We start from the raw sequence: 18,670 nt of genomic DNA, 5'->3' as shown, positions 1-18,670 counted from the left end.
CGCCGCGCGCCCGGAAAACCCTCTGGGACGGATTACGGATACCCCTTCATGAGCCTGAACGGTCTGCTCGACGTTGTCGTCAACGATCCGGCGCTCGCCGAAGCGGTGAAAGCAGCCGCTGACCGCAATCGGGACCACCTGGACCTCGTCGGTCCGCCCGGTGCGCAGCCGTTCGCGCTTGCTGCGCTCGCCGCTCGCGCCGGTCGCCCGCTACTCGCGGTGACCGCGACCGGGCGTGAGGCCGAGGACCTGGCGGCGGCCCTGCGCTCGCTGCTCCCTGCCGACTCGGTCGTGGAGTACCCGGCGTGGGAGACGCTCCCGCACGAGCGGCTCTCGCCCCGCTCCGACACCGTCGGGCGCCGGCTCGCGGTGCTGCGGCGCCTGGCGCATCCGCGGGCGGACGACCCGGCGGCCGGTCCGGTCTCCGTCGTCGTCGCCCCCGTGCGCTCCGTGCTGCAGCCGCAGGTCAAGGGGTTGGGCGATCTGGAGCCGGTGTCGCTGTCCACCGGGCAGACCGCCGACCTGGAGGAGATCGTCGACGGCCTCGCGGCCGCCGCCTACAGTCGCGTCGAACTGGTGGAGAAGCGCGGCGAGTTCGCGGTGCGCGGCGGCATCCTCGACGTCTTCCCGCCCACCGAGGAGCATCCACTCCGCATCGAGTTCTGGGGCGACGACGTCGAGGAGATTCGATACTTCAAGGTCGCCGACCAGCGGAGCCTCGAAGTCGCCGAGCACGGCCTGTGGGCCCCGCCCTGCCGCGAGCTGCTCCTCACCGAGGAGGTCCGTGAGCGCGCCGCCGCGCTCGCCGAGAGGCACCCGCAGCTCGGCGAGCTGCTCGGCAAGATCGCCGAGGGGATCGCGGTCGAGGGCATGGAGTCCCTGGCCCCCGTGCTCGTCGACGACATGGAACTGCTGATGGACGTCATGCCGGCCGGCAGCCTGACGGTGATGTGCGACCCGGAGCGGGTCCGCACCCGGGCCGCCGACCTCGTGGCGACCTCGCGCGAGTTCCTGGAGGCCTCCTGGGCGGCGACGGCGATGTCCGCAACCGGCGAGGCACCGATCGACCTCGGCGCCGCATCGCTGTGGTCCATCGCCGACGTGCGCGATCACGCGCAGGACATCGGCATGCCGGTGTGGTCGGTGAGCCAGTTCGCCGGCGACGTTGAACTGGACGACGACACCCTGCAGCTGGGGATGCGCGCCCCCGAGGCGTACCGCGGCGACAGCGCCCGCGCCCTCGCCGACACCAAGGGCTGGCTCGCCGACGGGTGGCGCGCCGTGTACGTGACGGAGGGCCACGGCCCGGCCACCCGCACCGTCGAGGTGCTCGGCAACGAGGGCATCGCCGCCCGCTTCGACGCCGACCTGCCGAACGCGCCAGAGCCCTCCGTCGTCCACGTCGCGTGCGGATCGATCGAGCGCGGCTTCGTCGCCCCGGCGCTCAAGCTCGCCGTCCTCACCGAGACCGACCTGTCCGGCCAGAAGGCCGCCAGCAAGGACATGGGCCGGATGCCGTCCCGGCGGCGCAAGACCATCGACCCGCTCACCCTGCAGGCCGGCGACTACATCGTCCACGAGCAGCACGGCGTCGGCCGCTACGTCGAGATGGTGCAGCGCACCGTCCAGGGCGCGACGCGCGAGTACCTGCTCGTCGAGTACGCGCCCGCCAAGCGCGGCCAGCCCGGCGACCGGCTCTTCGTCCCCACCGACCAGCTGGAGCAGATCACCAAGTACGTCGGCGGCGAGGCACCGACCCTGCACCGGCTCGGCGGCGCCGACTGGACCAAGACCAAGGCGCGGGCGAAGAAGGCGGTCAAGGAGATCGCCGCGGACCTGATCAAGCTGTACTCGGCACGCATGGCCGCACCCGGCCACGCCTTCGGCGCCGACACCCCTTGGCAGCGTGAGCTCGAAGACGCGTTCCCCTACGCCGAGACCCCCGATCAGCTCACCACGATCGCCGAGGTCAAGGACGACATGGAGAAGTCGGTCCCGATGGACCGGCTGATCTGCGGCGACGTCGGATACGGCAAGACCGAGATCGCCGTGAGAGCCGCCTTCAAGGCGGTGCAGGACGGCAAGCAGGTCGCAGTGCTCGTCCCGACGACGCTTCTCGTCCAGCAGCACTTCGCCACCTTCTCCGAGCGCTACTCCCAGTTCCCCGTCGTGGTCAAGGCGCTCTCCCGCTTCCAGACCGACGGCGAGGCCAAGGCCGTCGTCGACGGGCTGCGCGAGGGCTCGATCGACATCGTCATCGGCACGCACCGCCTCTTCTCCCCCGAGACCCGGTTCAAGGACCTGGGCCTGGTCGTCGTCGACGAGGAGCAGCGCTTCGGCGTCGAGCACAAGGAGCAACTGAAGAAGCTGCGCGCCAACGTCGACGTGCTGACGATGTCCGCCACACCGATCCCGCGCACGCTGGAGATGGCCGTCACCGGTATCCGCGAGATGTCGACGATCACCACACCGCCGGAGGAGCGCCATCCGGTGCTCACCTTCGTCGGCCCCTACGAGGAGAAGCAGATCGCCGCCGCCCTCCGGCGTGAACTGCTGCGCGAGGGCCAGGTCTTCTACATCCACAACCGTGTGGAGTCCATCGACCGTGTCGCCGCCCGGCTGCGCGAGCTCGTGCCGGAGGCACGCATCGCCACCGCGCACGGCCAGATGGGCGAGCACCAGCTGGAGCAGGTCGTCGTCGACTTCTGGGAGAAGCGGTTCGACGTGCTGGTCTCGACGACGATCGTCGAGTCCGGCATCGACATCTCCAACGCCAACACCCTGATCGTCGAGCGCGGTGACACCTTCGGCCTCAGCCAGCTCCACCAGCTGCGCGGTCGTGTCGGACGTGGCCGCGAGCGCGGCTACGCCTACTTCCTCTACCCGCCGGAGAAGCCGCTCACCGAGACCGCGCACGAGCGGCTCGCGACCATCGCCCAGCACACCGAGATGGGCGCGGGCATGTACGTGGCGATGAAGGACCTGGAGATCCGCGGCGCGGGCAACCTGCTCGGCGGGGAGCAGTCCGGTCACATCGCGGGCGTCGGCTTCGACCTGTATGTACGGATGGTGGGCGAGGCCGTCGCCGATTACCGGGCCGCGCTGGAGCCGGGCGGGGCCGAGGAGGAGGCACCGCTCGAAGTCAAGATCGAGCTGCCGATCGACGCCCATGTGCCCCACGACTACGCGCCCGGTGAGCGGCTGCGCCTGCAGGCGTACCGCTCGATCGCCGCGGTCAACTCCGAGGAGGACATCAAGGCGGTACGCGACGAGCTCGCCGACCGCTACGGCAAGCTGCCGGAGCCGGTGGAGAACCTGCTGCTCGTCGCCGGGCTCAGGTTGCTGGCGAGGCGGGCCGGGGTCACCGACATCACCCTGCAGGGCTCCAACATCCGCTTCAGCCCGGTCGAGTTGCGCGAGTCGCAGGAGCTGAGGCTCAAGCGGCTCCACCCGCGCAGCGTGATCAAGCCGGCGGTCAAGCAGGTGCTGGTGCCGCGCCCGTCGACCGGCACCATCGGCGGCAAGCCGGTGGTCGGCCGTGAACTGCTGGTATGGACGGCCGAGCTCCTCACCTCGGTACTGGGCGCCTAGCGGCTCGTTGAGCGCAGTAGTGGCGGAGTAGTGGATAACAGGCCCCGCCACTCCTTATTCTCGATCAGCGCCAGGTCGAAGCAGAGCCGCTCGATCAACCCGCCGGGAGGCACCATGGTCCGCCGCCGCACTGCAACGCTCTCCTTGTCCACCGTGTCCGCTCTCGCGCTGCTCGCCGCGGCGCCGATGATCACCTCGTGCGGCAGTACGCACGCAGGGGCGGCGGCCGTCGTGGACGGGCAGACGATCTCGGACTCGGCGTTGGAGTCGCAGGTCAAGGCGGTACGGACGGCGCAGAACCAGACGTCGCAGGCGGGGCAGCTGATCGAAGCGACCAGCGGCCTCGACCGCTCGATGCTCGGCAACCTGGTCTTCGACCGGGTCATCGACCGGGCAGCGCAGAGCGCCGGGATCACGGTGAGCCAGGCCCGGATCCAGCAGCTGGAGGCCGCCGCGGCGCAGCAGGCGGGCGGCATGAGCATGCTGCGCACCCAGCTGCTGGAGCAGTACGCCGTCGCGCCGGGCCAGGTGGACGGCTTCTACCGGGTCCAGGCGGAGGCCCAGGGCATCGCCCGCTCCCTGGGCGTGGACCTGAGCACCCCGCAAGGCCAGGAATCGGTGACCAAGGAGCTGGCGAAGACCTCGCAGCAGCTGCACATCGACGTCAATCCGCGGTACGGGACGTGGAACAACCAGACGCTGACGCTCGGCTCGGCGAGCGAGCCGTGGCTGCGGCAGGCGGCCGCACCGTCGCCGAGCGCGCTGACCGGACAGACAGGACAGACGGCTCAGAGCTGACAGACCGGACAAGGCTGATGGGGTTGTCGGTGCGGCGAGGTACGTTCAAGGGGTGAACGACTCATCGGCCTCCGCGTCCTCGCAGTCTTCGCCGTCCGCCGACGACCCCGGTCGCCTGGTCCTGCTCACCACCAGCCACCGGGTGGCCCCAGGGCTGCTCTCCTGGCCCGCCTGGCATGCGCTGCGCACGGCTGACCAGGTGATATGCCCGGATCCCAGCCACCCTCAGCTGCCGTACCTGCGGGAGGCCGGCATCACGGTCGAGCACGCCGCGCCCAGTGGCCGCGAGCTCGTCGACCGGGCGGCGGGCGGCCGCACGCTGCTCGTCATACCGGCCGCCGACGGCGATCCGGCGCTCACCGACGAGCTGGCGCGGCTCGCGGGCTCCGGACGGGTGCGGATGCCCGAGCTCGAACTGCTGCCCGCCTCCTACGACCTGCCGGGCGCACGCCTGCTCGATCTGGTCCAGGTGATGGACCGGATCCGCGAGGAGTGCCCGTGGAGCGGCAGGCAGACCAGCGAGGGCCTGGTGAAGTACCTGATCGAGGAGGCGTACGAGCTCGTCGAGGCGATCGAGGACGGTGACCGGGACGCGTTCCGCGAGGAGCTCGGCGACGTGCTGCTGCAGGTCGTCTTCCACGCGAGGATCGCGGAGGAGGACCCCGAGGAGCCGTTCTCCATCGACGACGTGGCCGGCACGATCGTGGAGAAGCTGATACGCCGTCACCCCCATGTCTTCGGCTCGGAGACAGCCCAGACCCCGGAGGAGGTCAAGGCCCACTGGATGCGCGAGAAGGCGGCCGAGAAGAAGCGCGACTCGGTCACCGACGGCATCCCCTTGGACCAGCCGGCGCTGGCGCTCGCGGCGAAGCTGGCGAGCCGGGCGCGCACGGGCGGGGTCGAGGTCAAGCTTCCCGTCGGCAGTGCGCACGACTTCGGCGACCGGCTCCTGGAGCTCGCGATCTCCGCCGAGAGCAAGGGCTCCGATCCGGAGGCCGCATTGCGCGCCGCGGCCCGCCGCTACCGCGACGCGATTCGCGACGCGGAGAAGCAGGCGTGACGGGCATCGTCGTCCCGCACCCGTGGCCGCGCGACGAGCACGAGGCCGCGGCGATCCAGGAGCGGCTGCGGCCGCTGGTCGACCGCGACGGACCGGGGCCGCAGCGGCCCCGGCTGGTCGCAGGTCTCGATGTGGCCTACGGCGGCGACGGGGAGGATGACGGTGCCGACGGTGCCTGCCGGGTCGCCGCGGCCGTCGTCGTGCTCGACGCCGAGAGTCTCACCCCGGTGGAGGAGGCGACCGCTGCCGGCGACGCCGCCTTCCCGTACATACCGGGCCTGTTCGCCTTCCGTGAACTGCCGGTGCTGGTTGAGGCGTTGGGCCGCCTGCGCAACATCCCCGACCTGTTGCTCTGCGACGGGCAGGGGCTCGCCCATCCACGCCGCTTCGGGCTCGCCTGCCACCTCGGCGTGATCACGGGCATCCCGTCGGCGGGCGTCGCCAAGACGCCGTTCACCGGCTCGTACGACGCGCGGGCGCTCGGGCCCCAGCGCGGCGATGGCGTGCCGCTCGTCGACGCCGGGGAGACGGTCGGCCGGGTGCTGCGCACGCAGCGGGGCGTCAAACCGGTGTACGTCTCCGTCGGCCACGCCATCGATCTCGACACCGCCTGCCGCCATGTGCTCGCCCTCGCCCCGTCCTACCGCCTTCCTGAGACCACCCGCCTCGCGGACCGCCTGAGCCGCGATGCGCTGCGGGCCCATGGGTGACGAGGCGACGCGGGACTGACCGGCGAATGTGCCCGTTCAAACGGAGCTGCGCGCCGGCGGGGGAGCACCGGATACGGTCGGTTACGTGCACGACGAGAACTCCGACATGACGGACCAGGTCCCGGCTCCCAGGCCGCCGAGCCTGTTCACGTGGGAGTTCGCTGCCGATCCGTATCCGGCATACGCATGGCTGCGGGAGCACTCGCCGGTGCACCGCACCGCCCTGCCCAGCGGTGTCGAGGCGTGGCTGGTCACCCGGTACGCGGACGCGCGCCAGGCCCTCGCCGACTCCCGGCTGTCGAAGAATCCCGTGCATCATTCCGAGGGCGCGCATGCCAAAGGAAAGGTCGGGATTCCGGGTGAGCGCAGCGCCGATCTGATGACTCACCTGCTCAATATCGACCCGCCCGACCACACCCGGTTGCGGAGGCTGGTGTCCAAGGCGTTCACGCCGCGCCGCGTCGCCGAATTCGCGCCGCGGGTACAGGAATTGACCGACCGGCTTATCGACGGATTCGCGGCGCGCGGTGAGGCGGACCTGATTCACGAATTCGCCTTCCCGCTGCCGATTTACGCGATCTGCGATCTGCTCGGCGTTCCGCCGGAGGACCAGGACGACTTCCGCGACTGGGCCGGAATGATGATCCGGCACGAGCGCGGGCCGCGCGGCGGCGTCGCCCGGTCGGTGAAGCGGATGCGCGCCTATCTCGCCGAGCTGATCCACCGCAAGCGGGCGGCGCTCGGCGACGACCTCATCTCCGGTCTGATCCGTGCGAGTGACCACGGAGAGCACCTCACGGAGAACGAGGCCGCGGCGATGGCGTTCATCCTGCTCTTCGCCGGGTTCGAGACCACGGTCAACCTCATCGGGAACGGGACGTACGCGTTGCTGCGCCATCCCGTTCAGCGCCATCGGCTCCAGGACGCGCTGCGGCGCGGTGACGGCGATCTGCTCGCCACCGGTGTCGAGGAGCTGCTGCGCTACGACGGGCCGGTGGAGCTGGCGACATGGCGGTTCGCCACCGAGCCGCTGACGATCGGCGGTCAGGCGATCGGGGCGGGCGACCCGGTGCTGGTGGTGCTCGCCGCGGCCGACCGGGACCCGCAACGGTTCGCCGGTCCCGACACCCTCGACCTCGCCCGGAGTGACAATCCCCACCTCGGCTTCGGGCACGGCATCCACTACTGCCTGGGGGCTCCGCTCGCCCGGCTGGAGGCGCAGACCGCGCTGAGCACGCTGTTCACCCGGATTCCCGATCTCCAACTTGCGGCAAATCCGGACGAATTGCGGTGGCGCGGCGGTCTCATCATGCGCGGTTTGCGGACGTTGCCGGTCCGCTTCACCCGTGAGGAACCATAGCCGCCTGCCTCACTCCAGGCGAATCCGACATTCCAGACTCTTCCGAAACGTTGCCTCCTGATGGTGCGTTACGTCTGTGACATACCTCTCCCGCCCGAATGTCGGGGTCGACCCCCAATCGATCTCTTTACGCCGTCGCGACCTGCGATTCTCTTATTTCCCAGGCTGTCAAATCGCGGTGGTTCGGGGGCGGGTCGGGGACAAATGGGAGTTTGAACTCGCCCCAGGGGGTGTGCTTATCGTCATCACCGCTCGCCACCGCGAGCCCCGTCGGCCAGGAACGCCGAGTCCTGCCGCCGGCCGATGGGAACAGTCGACGCGAAAGCGCCGTAGGCAGGAGCGGGGGACCCAAGGTTCACCGCCGGGCCTGTTGCATACGGGCAGTTGTGCGAGCAACCGCCGTATGCGCGGAAACCGGCTAGGGGTTAAGCCGCGCGCGGGAAAAGCGCGCGGCCGGGCACTCACTCGGCCCGAACCCGACAGCTGACCTCGCAGGCGTCGGTGAGGATGACTTCTCCATGGCTAAGCACCGTCGTGCCTCCAAGGCTGTTCGTTTCGCCACCCTCGCGGGTATCACCGGCGCCGCCATCGCCGCCCCGCTCATGACTGCCACCTCGGCCAACGCCGCAACCCAGTCCCAGTGGGACGCCGTCGCGCAGTGCGAGTCCGGCGGCAACTGGTCCATCAACACCGGCAACGGCTTCTTCGGCGGCCTGCAGTTCACCTCCAGCACCTGGGCGGCGTACGGCGGCACCCAGTTCGCGCCCGAGGCCAACCAGGCCACCGAGTCCCAGCAGATCCAGATAGCCGAGAAGGTCCTGGCCTCCCAGGGCAAGGGCGCCTGGCCCGTCTGCGGCACCGGCCTCACCGGCGCCCCGTACGCCGGCTCGTCGAGCAGCTCCGCCGGCAGCTCCTCCTCCGCGAGCAGCAGCTCGGCGGCGAGCCAGGACAACACGGACAACAACGCCTCGGCCCAGACCGAGTCCACCGCCCCGGCCCGGACCGCACCGGCTGCCCCCGCTCCGGCCGCTCCCTCCTACAAGGGTCACGGCAGCTACACCGTGAAGTCCGGCGACACGCTCTCCGGCATCGCCGCCGCCCACCACATCTCCGGCGGCTGGAAGAAGCTCTTCCAGCTGAACAAGGACGTCGTCAAGGACGCCAACCTGATCTACCCGGGTCAGCACCTGCGCCTCGGCTGAACCCGAGCTGAAACGGTTATCCCGATTCAGCCGCCTCGGCCGGCTCATTCGGATCAGTCGCTTCCGGCGAATGCTGATCACACATAGTCCCCGGCCGGGCACGCCCTCCCCCCGAGCGTGCCCGGCCGGGGCATTTTCATCTCAGTGACCGGCCCATCGGGCGCTCCGGCGCCCCCCGCCGGATAGGCTCATGCCGCAGAGCAAGACACACATCCTGAAGGAGATGCTCGTGCCGTCCATCGACGTCGTCGTAGCCCGCGAAATCCTCGACTCGCGAGGCAACCCCACCGTCGAGGTCGAGGTCGGCCTCGACGACGGCAGCACTGGTCGTGCAGCCGTCCCCTCCGGTGCCTCCACCGGGGCGTTCGAGGCCCTCGAGCTGCGCGACGGGGACAAGGCCCGTTACGGCGGGAAGGGCGTCGAGAAGGCCGTGCTCGCCGTCATCGAGCAGATCGGCCCGGAGCTCGTCGGCTACGACGCCACCGAGCAGCGGCTGATCGACCAGGCCATGCTCGACCTGGACGCCACCCCGGACAAGTCCTCGCTCGGCGCCAACGCCATCCTCGGCGTGTCGCTCGCCGTCGCCCACGCCGCCTCCGAGGCGTCCGACCTCCCGCTCTTCCGCTACGTCGGCGGCCCGAACGCCCACGTGCTGCCGGTCCCGATGATGAACATCCTCAACGGCGGCAGCCACGCGGACTCCAACGTCGACATCCAGGAGTTCATGATCGCGCCGATCGGCGCCGAGTCGTTCTCCGAGGCGCTGCGCTGGGGCGCCGAGGTCTACCACACCCTCAAGGCGGTGCTGAAGGAGCGCGGCCTGTCCACCGGCCTCGGTGACGAGGGCGGCTTCGCGCCGAACCTCGACTCCAACCGCGAGGCGCTCGACCTGATCGTCGAGGCGATCAAGAAGGCCGGTTTCCAGCCCGGCCAGGACATCGCGCTCGCCCTCGACGTCGCCGCCTCCGAGTTCTACAAGGACGGCGCCTACGAGTTCGAGGGCAAGGCCCGCAGCGCCTCCGAGATGAGCGCCTACTACAGCGAGCTGGTTGCCGCGTACCCGCTGGTCTCCATCGAGGACCCGCTGTACGAGGAGGACTGGGACGGCTGGAAGACCATCACCACCGAGCTGGGCAGCAAGGTCCAGATCGTCGGCGACGACCTGTTCGTCACCAACCCCGAGCGGCTGCAGCGCGGCATCGACAACGACACCGCCAACGCGCTGCTGGTGAAGGTCAACCAGATCGGCTCGCTCACCGAGACCCTCGACGCCGTCGAGCTCGCCCAGCGCAGCGGCTACAAGTGCATGATGTCGCACCGCTCCGGCGAGACCGAGGACGTCACCATCGCCGACCTGGCCGTCGCCACCAACTGCGGCCAGATCAAGACCGGCGCCCCGGCCCGCTCGGACCGCGTCGCCAAGTACAACCAGCTGCTGCGCATCGAGGAGATCCTCGACGACGCGGCGGTCTACGCCGGACGCTCGGCCTTCCCGCGGTTCAAGGGCTGAACCGGCTGAACCGGCCCCGAACAGCTGCCGCTCCGCATGTCCCCGGCCGTGGTCCCGTACCGTGGCCGGGGACGTGTTGTGAAGTGACATCAGCCCACTCCGTCGGCGGGCGGTGCACAGGCAGGCGAGGGGAGACGACGTGGCGTCGGACCGGTTCTCCACCGCGGCGAGGTTCAAGGCCATCGGTGAGCAGGCGCAGGCCCGCGTCTACCGTGCCACCGGGCGGCAGCCCGACGGTCGTCCGGTCCGCCGCAACAGGCTCACCGGGCGGGCCGCGCTGCTCGCGCTCACCGTCTGCGCGCTCGTCGTGGCCCTCGCCTATCCGACGCGGCAGTACCTGGCCCAGCGCTCGCAGATCGCCGACCAGCGGCAGCAGGCGCAGCAGGCGCAACAGCAGGTCGAGCGGCTGCGCGAGCAGAAGGCCCGCTGGTCGGACCCGGACTTCGTCAAGGCGCAGGCGCGCGAGCAGCTGCACTTCGTCATGCCGGACGAGTCGGGCTACACCATGCTGGGCCAGCACGGCTCCGGCTCCGGCGACGACCAGTCCTCCGATGCCAGTGCTAACCGCCCCTGGTACGACAATGTGTGGGACGGCGTGAACTCCGCCGACGCCCAGCACTGATCGGCCCAGCACCGATCGGCCCAGCACCGAACGAAAGCTTCCATGGACATCCATCCACCCCGCACCGAACCCGCCCCGCCCACCGACGCCGACCGCGCCGCGATCGGTGAGCAGCTCGGCCGCATGCCACGCGGGCTGCGGGCCGTGGCGCACCGCTGCCCGTGCGGGCTTCCCGATGTCGTCGAGACGGCGCCGCGGCTCGAGGACGGCACCCCGTTCCCGACGCTGTACTACCTGACCTGCCCCCGCGCCGCTTCCGCCATCGGCACGCTGGAGGCCGAGGGGGTCATGAAGGAGATGACCACCCGGCTCGCGGAGGACCCGGAGCTCGCCGCCGCCTACCGCGCGGCCCACGAGGACTACATCAAGCGCCGCGACGCCATCGAGGTGCTGGAGAACTTCCCGAGCGCCGGCGGCATGCCCGACCGCGTGAAGTGTCTGCACGTGCTAGTCGGCCACGCGCTGGCGGCCGGGCCCGGAGTCAATCCGCTCGGGGACGAGGCGATCGCGATGCTGCCCGAGTGGTGGCGCAAGGGCCCGTGCGTCGAGCAGTGCGGCGGGGCGTCCGAGGGGGAGCAGGGGGAGCAGGGGGAGCGCGCATGACCAGAGTGGCCGCCGTCGACTGCGGTACGAACTCCATCCGGCTGCTCGTCGCCGACGTCAACCCCGCGACCGGGCAGCTGAAGGACCTCGACCGCAGGATGCAGATCGTCCGGCTCGGTCAGGGCGTGGACCGCACCGGGCGACTCGCCCCCGATGCCCTGGAACGCACTTTCGCCGCCTGCCGCGAGTACGCGGAGATCATCCGTGATCTGGGCGCCGAACGGATCCGCTTCATCGCGACGTCGGCGTCGCGCGACGCCGAGAACCGGGACGACTTCGTGCGCGGCGTGGTGGGAATCCTGGGCGTCGAGCCCGAGGTGATCACGGGCGCACAGGAGGCCGAATTCTCCTTCACCGGCGCGACCAAGGAGCTCACCGGCCGGGACGACCTGCGCACGCCGTATCTGGTGGTGGACATCGGCGGCGGTTCGACCGAGTTCGTCGTCGGCGACGGTGCGGTGCGCGCCGCCCGCTCGGTCGACATCGGCTGCGTACGGATGACCGAACGTCACCTGGTGCACGGCGGCCGCGTCAGTGACCCGCCGACCCCCGGCCAGGTGACCGCGATCAAGTCCGACGTCGCCAAGGCGCTCGACCTGGCCGCCGAGACGGTGCCGATCGGCGAGGCCGGGACGCTGGTGGGCCTGGCCGGGTCGGTCACGACCGTGGCCGCGATCGCGCTGGGCCTCCCCGAGTACGACTCGTCCCTCATCCACCACTCCCGGATCACGATCGATCAGGTCCGCGACGTCACCGGCCGCCTTCTGGCCTCCACGCACGCCGAGCGCGCGGCCATCCCCGTGCTGCACCCGGGCCGGGTCGACGTGATCGGCGCGGGAGCGCTGGTCCTGCTGGAGATCATGGAACGCACCGGGGCCGACGAGGTCGTGGTGAGCGAGCACGACATCCTCGACGGTATCGCCCACAAGGCGGCGGAAGACCTCGCTGACCAGCGGTGATATGAGAGTCAGGGCCGGGGGCGCCCGCCGTCGTTCACCCGTCCGGACCACTGCGGTCGCCGGTGACGCGCCGGTCGGATGTGATGGCCACGGCGCCGCGCGATCGGCAGTGTGCGCCGCAGGAGGGACCGCCCCCGGTGATCCGGCCGGCGACCTCCTGCTCCCCTCCATCGATCTTTGGGAGAACTCATGCCCCATAACATGGGAGAGCGCGTCGAGTACCGGGACGATCAGCGCGTGAAGCAGATCGGCAGGATCCAGGAGGTCCAGGGCAAGGGCAAGGCGGCCCGCTACAGCGTCCTCAACGAGCAGACCCAGAAGCTCGACCAGTGCAGCGAGCAGGACATCGAGCGCGAGCTGGAGCGCTAGCGCGCACGGTCAGGGGTGTCCTTGTGCGCCGCGGTTTGCCGTCTACCGATGGGTCGACGGCAGGCCGCGGCGCGGCGTTCTCGGACGGCCTGGCGGGGCGCGCGAGAAAGTTCGTGAAATTATTCACATGAACTTCCCGTCTGATGGAGCAGATTCATTGGCCCCGTGGCCCCGTCGGAGCGCGATCCCTCGCAACTGAGCGCCGAACTCCCTTGTTTCGGCAGGGTTAGCGACCCCGCAGCCTACCGGTCGGCGGCCGATCGTCGCTGCTCAAGGGGGTCCCGGGACGTCCCGGCTCGAGAGGAGGTTCCGGGGGCGGGTGTGGCGTCGATCACGAAATCGCGCAGTGTAGCAGAACCCCGCAAGAACCTTGTGAAGGGGCTCACGAGGGGGGCCCAATGGGGTGCTGGATACTCGTGTCCATGAGCACCACGGAGCGTCCACGGATCCTCGTAGTAGGCGGCGGTTACGTCGGCCTGTACGCGGCGCGCCGCATCCTGAAGAAGATGCGGTTCGGCGAGGCGACCGTCACGGTCGTCGACCCCCGCTCGTACATGACGTACCAGCCCTTCCTCCCCGAAGCTGCGGCCGGCAGCATCTCTCCGCGCCACGTCGTGGTTCCGCTGCGACGCGTGCTTCCCAAGGCGGAGGTCCTCACCGGCCGGGTCACCTCTGTCGACCAGGACCGCAAGGTGGCCGTGATCGAGCCGCTCGTCGGAGAAAAGTACGAGCTGCCCTTCGACTATCTTGTCGTCGCGCTCGGCGCCGTCTCCCGCACCTTCCCGATCCCCGGCCTCGCCGAGAACGGCATCGGCATGAAGGGCGTCGAAGAGGCTGTCGACCTGCGCAACCACATCCTCGAACAGCTCGACCTGGCCGACTCCACCACCGATGAGGAGCTCCGCCGCAAGGCGCTGACCTTCGTCTTCGTCGGCGGCGGCTTCGCGGGTGCCGAGACCATCGGCGAGGTCGAGGACATGGCTCGCGACGCGTGCAAGTACTACACGAACGTCAAGCGCGAGGACATGCGGTTCATCCTCGTCGAGGCCGCCAACCGCATCCTCCCCGAGGTCGGCCCGGAGCTCGGCACGTGGGGCCTCGAGCACCTGCGCGAGCGCGGCATCGAGATCTACCTCGAGACGTCCATGAAGTCGTGCATCGACAAGCACGTGGTGCTCGCCAACGGGCTCGAAGTCGATGCGTCCACCATCGTATGGACCGCGGGCGTCAAGCCGAACCCCGCGCTGGCCAACTTCGGCGTCCCGCTCGGCCCGCGCGGCCACGTGGACACGCTCCCCACGCTCCAGGTCAAGGGCACGGACTACATCTGGGCCGCCGGCGACAATGCCCAGGTGCCCGACCTCGCGGCCGGCGAGGGCGCCTGGTGCCCGCCGAACGCGCAGCACGCCCTGCGTCAGGCCAAGGTGCTCGGCGACAACGTGATCTCCGGGATGCGGGGCTTCCCGCAGCACGAGTACAAGCACAAGAACATGGGTGCCGTCGCCGGCCTCGGCCTGCACAAGGGCGTCGCCCTGCTCTTCGGCAAGATCCGCCTCAAGGGCCGGCTGGCCTGGTACTGCCACCGTGGTTACCACGGCATGGCCGTGCCGACCTTCAACCGGAAGTTCCGGGTGCTCGCCGACTGGACGCTCGCGATGTTCCTCAAGCGCGACGTCGTGGCGCTCGGCGCACTGGAGAACCCGCGTGAGGAGTTCTACGAGGCGGCCGCGCCGGTGACGGCGGCCGCGGCGGCCAAGGCCACCCAGCCCGCGCCGGGCAGGGCCGAGAAGGCCAAGGCCTCCTGACCGGGCCGGCCTGATCACCGGTCAGGCACACGACGCCGAGGGTGTCCGCCGATCCGTGGGGCGGACACCCTCGGCGTTTTTTGCGTTTCGGGACTACACATGGCTCATGAATCTGTTTTCGTGGTGAAAGGACCCATAGGGTGACCCACCATCACGGAGGTTTGCGCCATGGCCCACGCTGCCGGACGGCTCGCTGCACTCGCCGAAACGGTCCTCGGATCGCCGCTCCCGGTTCGTATCCGCGCCTGGGACGGGAGCGAGGTCGGCCCTGCGCAGGCGCCCGCCCTCGTCCTGCGCAACCCGCGGGCGCTGCGCCGACTGCTGTGGAGGCCCGGCGAGTTGGGTCTGGCACGCGCCTGGGTCGCCGGTGACCTGGAGGTCGACGGCGATCTCTACGAGGCGCTCGACCTCCTCTCCGGGACGGTGTGGCAGCGCGACGAGCCGACGGCCGGCGCGCGGAAGCGCTCCGGGGCCTTCACCGTGGCGGCTGCGCTCTTTGATGCATCCGTACGCCGGACGGCCCGCGAGGCGCTCGCCCTCGCCGGACCGGGGCTGCCGCCCTCCGCCCCGCCGGAGGAGGCGCGGGGACGCATCGGAGCTCGTCACAGCCTGCGCCGCGACCGGCAGGCGATCAGCCACCACTACGACGTCGGCAACGACTTCTACGAGCGGGTGCTCGGGCCGTCGATGGTCTACTCGTGCGCCTACTGGGACGAGGGCGCCGAGACGCTCGAGGACGCCCAGCAGGCCAAGCTCGACCTGATCTGCCGCAAGCTGTCGCTGCGCGAGGGGCAGCGGCTGCTCGACGTCGGCTGCGGCTGGGGCTCCATGGTGCTGCACGCGGCGAAGCGTTACGGCGTGCGGGCGGTGGGTGTCACCCTCTCGGTCGAGCAGGCGGCCTTCGCCCGCAAGCGCATCGCCGAGGAGGGGCTGACCGACCGCGTCGAGATCCGCGTGCAGGACTACCGTGAGATCACCGACGGGCCGTTCGACGCGATCTCCTCGATCGGCATGGCCGAGCATGTCGGAACGACACAGTACCGGGCCTACGCCAAGATGCTGTACGGCCTGTTGCGGCCGGGCGGGCGGTTGCTCAACCACCAGATCGCGCGCCGTCCGCTGCAGCGCGAGGAGAGCTACGAGGTCGACGAGTTCATCGACCGCTACGTCTTCCCCGACGGCGAGCTCGCCCCCGTCGGCTCGACGGTCGCCCTGATCGAGGAGGCGGGGTTCGAGGTACGGGACGTGGAGGCGCTGCGCGAGCACTACGCGCGCACGCTGCGCCGCTGGGTGGCCAATCTCGAGGAGCACTGGGACGAGTGCGTGCGGCTCACCTCGCCGGGTCGGGCTCGGGTATGGCGCCTGTACATGGCGGCGTCCGCCCTCTCGTTCGAGCGCAACCGCATCGGCGTCAACCAGATCCTGGCGGTTCGCACGCCCGCGTCCGGCGAATCCGGGATGCCCCCGACGCGCGGGGCGTGGCTCACTCCGTCATGATCGCGTCCAGGACGTCGAGCCGCGCCGCCCGCCGAGCAGGCCACACCGCCGCGAGGACACCGACCAGCGCCGCCAGGCCCAAGAAGATCGCGATGCGGCCCCAGGGCAGCACCATCACATAGGCCTGCAGGTCCGCGCTGATCGTCCGGCCCGTCGCCCAGGCGATGAACAGGCCCAGCGCAACGCCGGACACGGCACCGAAGAGCGAGATCACCACGGCCTCCAGGCGGATCATCCGCTTGATCCTGCTCCGGTCGAGGCCGATCGCGCGCAGCATTCCGATCTCGCGGCGCCGCTCGAAGACCGACATGGCCAGGGTGTTGACGACCCCGAGCACGGCGATGATCAGCGACATGCCCAGCAGCCCGTACATGATGTTGAGCATGTTGTTGATCACGCCGCCGAACGTGTTGCGGATGCCCTGGCGGTCCATGATCGAGATGGCCGGGTTGTTGCCCAGGCCGTCGGCGATCGCCTCGGCTGTCTTCGCATCGGCGCCGCCCGTCGTCTTCACCAGCACCTGCGGCACCTCGGGCTTGTCCACGTGGGGCGCGAGCAGTGTGTCCGACATGACGACGGGCGACAGGACGAGGTTGTCCGCGAAGGTGCCGCCGATCGTCACCTCGGCCTTCGTACCGTCCGGGTAGGAGGCCTGGACCACGTCCCCGGCCTTCCAGCCGCGGCTCTTCGCCGTCTTGTCGTCGACGAGGATCTTGCCCTCCGCCAGTGCCGTCTGCGGCGACTGCGACCCGGTCACCGTCGTCACACGCACCGTTTCGGCGAGCCCGCGCGGATCGGCCGCGGTGACGGCGGAGAACCTTCCGTCGACGTCGAAGTACGCCGATTCGAGGGCCGTGGCCGCCGTCACGCCCCGCACCTTGGAGATCTCGCCCGCCACCGAGGGGTCGAGCGGCATGCCGCTCGCCATGCGCACCATGTAGTCGGCCGACAGGTTGTCCACCGTCGCCTCGTCGACGCTGCGGCCGACGGAGACGCCGAGCACCGAAAGGCCGGTGATGAGCGTGAGCCCGATGGCGAGGGCGGAAGCGGTCGCGGCCGTACGACGCGGGTTGCGGCGGGCGTTGCGCGCCGCAAGATTCCCGGAGACGCCGAACACGCGCGCCAGCGGCGCACGTACCACGGTCAGCACCGGCCGGGAGAGCAGCGGCGTCAGCACGATCAGGCCGACCAGCAGCAGGAACGCGCCGATCCCCACCGCCCGGCGGCCCGAGTCGCGCCCGGTCGCCGCGCCGGCCACCACCAGTCCCGCGCCGCCGCAGGCAAGAATCACTCCGACGACGTTCCGAAGCAGCAACGACTTGGCGGGCGCGGGGAGTTCCGCGCTGCTCATCGCGGCCACCGGAGGGATCCTGGCGGCCCGGCGTGCGGGCAGCCACGCGGCGACCATGGTGATCAGCACGCCGACCGCGAAGGCGGCAACGACCGTCGTCGGCGCCACGATCAGCGGCCCGGCCGGCACCTTGGCGCCGAGCCCGTTCATCGCCGAGCGCAGCCCGGAGGCGATGGTGACGCCGAGTGCGAAACCGGCCGCCGACGCGGTGCCGCCCACGATGAGGGCCTCGGTGAGCACCGAGCGCGTCACCTGACGGCGACTGGCGCCCAGCGCCCGCAGCAGCGCCAGCTCCTTGGTGCGTTGCGCGACGAGCATGGTGAAGGTGTTGGCGATCAGGAAAACGCCGACGAACAGGGCGATGGCGGCGAAGACCATGAGCATCGTGCTCATCGCGCTGAAGCTGTCCTCGATCTGTTTGGCCTGTGCGTCGGCGAGCTCCTTGCCGGTCTGCGCGTCGGCCGTGCCGTCCTTCGGCAGCAACGGCTTGACCTCGGCGAGGATCTGCTGCTGCGAGGCGCCCTTGGCGCCGACGACGGTGATCTCCTGGTAGTGGCCGGGCGTCAGGTACAGCTGCTGCGCGCTCGCGGTGTCGAACAGGACGAGCGAGCCGCCCGCGCTGACCGCGCCGTCGTCGGTGGTGAAGATGCCGCTGACCGTGTAGGTCCGCACCGGGCCGTTGGTGGCCACCTCGACGGGGTCGCCGACGTGGAAGCCGCCCCTGGCCGCGGTCTCCTTGTCGAGCGCGACGTCTCCGGCCTGCGCCGGGCCGTTGCCGGAGACGAAGGTGTAGCGGGGGTCCTTGCCGTCCGGCCCCGGCGCGAAGTTGGCACCGGTGTTGGACCAGCCGCTGCCTATCAGCCTGCCCTTGGAGTCGGCGGCGCCCGCGAAGCCGCTGACGCGCCCGATCGCGGAGGCGACCCCCGGCAGCTTGGATATCCGGTCGAGGGTCTGCTGGGTGAGCCCCTCGTCCGCTGCCGCGTCCTTGGACCTGGGGTGAGTGGTGCCCCCCGCGCTGCTGCTGATGGCGACGGCCACGTTGTCGTAGGACTTGGCCGACTGGTTCTTGTAGGCGGTACCGAGCGTGTCGGTGAAGACCAGCGTGCCGGAGACGAAGGCCACGCCGAGCATCACGGCGAGCACGGTCATCAGCAGTCTGGCCTTGTACGCGAGGACGTTGCGCAGGGCGGTACGGAACATGGTGACGGGTCCTGGGTGTGCTTGGGCGTACGG

Annotated in this window: 14 protein-coding genes and 1 riboswitch; of the genes, 13 read left to right on the top strand and 1 reads right to left on the bottom strand. The window is 70.3% G+C overall.

Annotated elements, in window-relative coordinates; all coding sequences use genetic code 11:
- The first annotated feature begins 48 nt into the window (after nt 1–48).
- The 13 genes from mfd (at nt 49) to NGB36_RS07860 (ending at nt 16,086) form a co-directional block, all read left to right on the top strand.
- A complete protein-coding gene (gene mfd, locus NGB36_RS07920; RefSeq protein ID WP_255919432.1) occupies nt 49–3,591 on the top strand; it encodes a transcription-repair coupling factor in 3,543 nt (1,180 codons plus the stop codon).
- Between the two features lie 114 nt (nt 3,592–3,705).
- Nucleotides 3,706–4,389 (top strand): SurA N-terminal domain-containing protein, encoded by a 684-nt coding sequence (locus NGB36_RS07915; RefSeq protein WP_255919431.1) that lies wholly within the window; start codon nt 3,706–3,708, stop codon nt 4,387–4,389.
- A gap of 52 nt (nt 4,390–4,441) precedes the next feature.
- Nucleotides 4,442–5,449: a nucleoside triphosphate pyrophosphohydrolase gene (locus NGB36_RS07910; protein WP_255919430.1), complete on the top strand. Its 1,008-nt coding sequence runs from the start codon at nt 4,442–4,444 to the stop codon at nt 5,447–5,449.
- The gene (locus tag NGB36_RS07905) at nt 5,446–6,159 is read left to right on the top strand and encodes an endonuclease V (protein ID WP_255919429.1); all 714 of its coding nucleotides are present in this window, start codon (nt 5,446–5,448) and stop codon (nt 6,157–6,159) included. The genes NGB36_RS07910 and NGB36_RS07905 overlap by 4 nt, the downstream gene beginning before the upstream one ends.
- 106 nt (nt 6,160–6,265) lie before the next feature.
- Nucleotides 6,266–7,519 carry a cytochrome P450 family protein gene (locus NGB36_RS07900; RefSeq protein ID WP_255919637.1) on the top strand — a complete coding sequence of 418 codons (1,254 nt, stop codon included), beginning with the start codon at nt 6,266–6,268 and terminating at the stop codon, nt 7,517–7,519.
- Between the two features lie 387 nt (nt 7,520–7,906).
- A riboswitch (cyclic di-AMP (ydaO/yuaA leader) is annotated at nt 7,907–8,032 on the top strand.
- A 5-nt stretch (nt 8,033–8,037) separates the two neighbouring features.
- Nucleotides 8,038–8,721 carry a LysM peptidoglycan-binding domain-containing protein gene (locus tag NGB36_RS07895; protein WP_255919428.1) on the top strand — a complete coding sequence of 228 codons (684 nt, stop codon included), beginning with the start codon at nt 8,038–8,040 and terminating at the stop codon, nt 8,719–8,721.
- 229 nt (nt 8,722–8,950) lie between these two features.
- Nucleotides 8,951–10,231, top strand: coding sequence for a phosphopyruvate hydratase (eno, locus tag NGB36_RS07890; protein ID WP_443741172.1), 1,281 nt, complete (start codon nt 8,951–8,953; stop codon nt 10,229–10,231).
- Nucleotides 10,232–10,370: 139 nt separating this feature from the next.
- Complete coding sequence (locus tag NGB36_RS07885) at nt 10,371–10,853, top strand: FtsB family cell division protein (protein ID WP_255919427.1); 483 nt, start codon at nt 10,371–10,373, stop codon at nt 10,851–10,853.
- A 42-nt stretch (nt 10,854–10,895) separates the two neighbouring features.
- Nucleotides 10,896–11,456 carry a DUF501 domain-containing protein gene (locus tag NGB36_RS07880; protein WP_255919426.1) on the top strand — a complete coding sequence of 187 codons (561 nt, stop codon included), beginning with the start codon at nt 10,896–10,898 and terminating at the stop codon, nt 11,454–11,456.
- The gene (locus NGB36_RS07875; RefSeq protein ID WP_255919425.1) at nt 11,453–12,415 is read left to right on the top strand and encodes a Ppx/GppA phosphatase family protein; all 963 of its coding nucleotides are present in this window, start codon (nt 11,453–11,455) and stop codon (nt 12,413–12,415) included. Before NGB36_RS07880 ends, NGB36_RS07875 begins: the two co-directional genes overlap by 4 nt.
- Nucleotides 12,416–12,616: 201 nt before the next feature.
- Nucleotides 12,617–12,784 (top strand): hypothetical protein, encoded by a 168-nt coding sequence (locus NGB36_RS07870; protein WP_255919424.1) that lies wholly within the window; start codon nt 12,617–12,619, stop codon nt 12,782–12,784.
- Between the two features lie 422 nt (nt 12,785–13,206).
- The gene (locus NGB36_RS07865; RefSeq protein ID WP_255919423.1) at nt 13,207–14,589 is read left to right on the top strand and encodes an NAD(P)/FAD-dependent oxidoreductase; all 1,383 of its coding nucleotides are present in this window, start codon (nt 13,207–13,209) and stop codon (nt 14,587–14,589) included.
- Nucleotides 14,590–14,757: 168 nt separating this feature from the next.
- The gene (locus tag NGB36_RS07860; RefSeq protein WP_255919422.1) at nt 14,758–16,086 is read left to right on the top strand and encodes a class I SAM-dependent methyltransferase; all 1,329 of its coding nucleotides are present in this window, start codon (nt 14,758–14,760) and stop codon (nt 16,084–16,086) included.
- Here NGB36_RS07860 and NGB36_RS07855 read toward each other — a convergent pair.
- Nucleotides 16,073–18,637, bottom strand: a complete 2,565-nt coding sequence (locus tag NGB36_RS07855) for an ABC transporter permease (protein WP_255919421.1) — start codon at nt 18,635–18,637, stop codon at nt 16,073–16,075. The two genes, NGB36_RS07860 and NGB36_RS07855, sit on opposite strands and share 14 nt — an antisense overlap.
- Between the last annotated feature and the right edge of the window lie 33 nt (nt 18,638–18,670).

Origin of the sequence: Streptomyces humicola (assembly GCF_024436035.1) — a bacterium.
Classification (GTDB): Bacteria; Actinomycetota; Actinomycetes; order Streptomycetales; family Streptomycetaceae; genus Streptantibioticus_B; species Streptantibioticus_B humicola.
The sequence above is the reverse complement of the archived record's forward strand: the minus strand, read 5'-3'. Positions and strand labels throughout refer to the sequence as shown.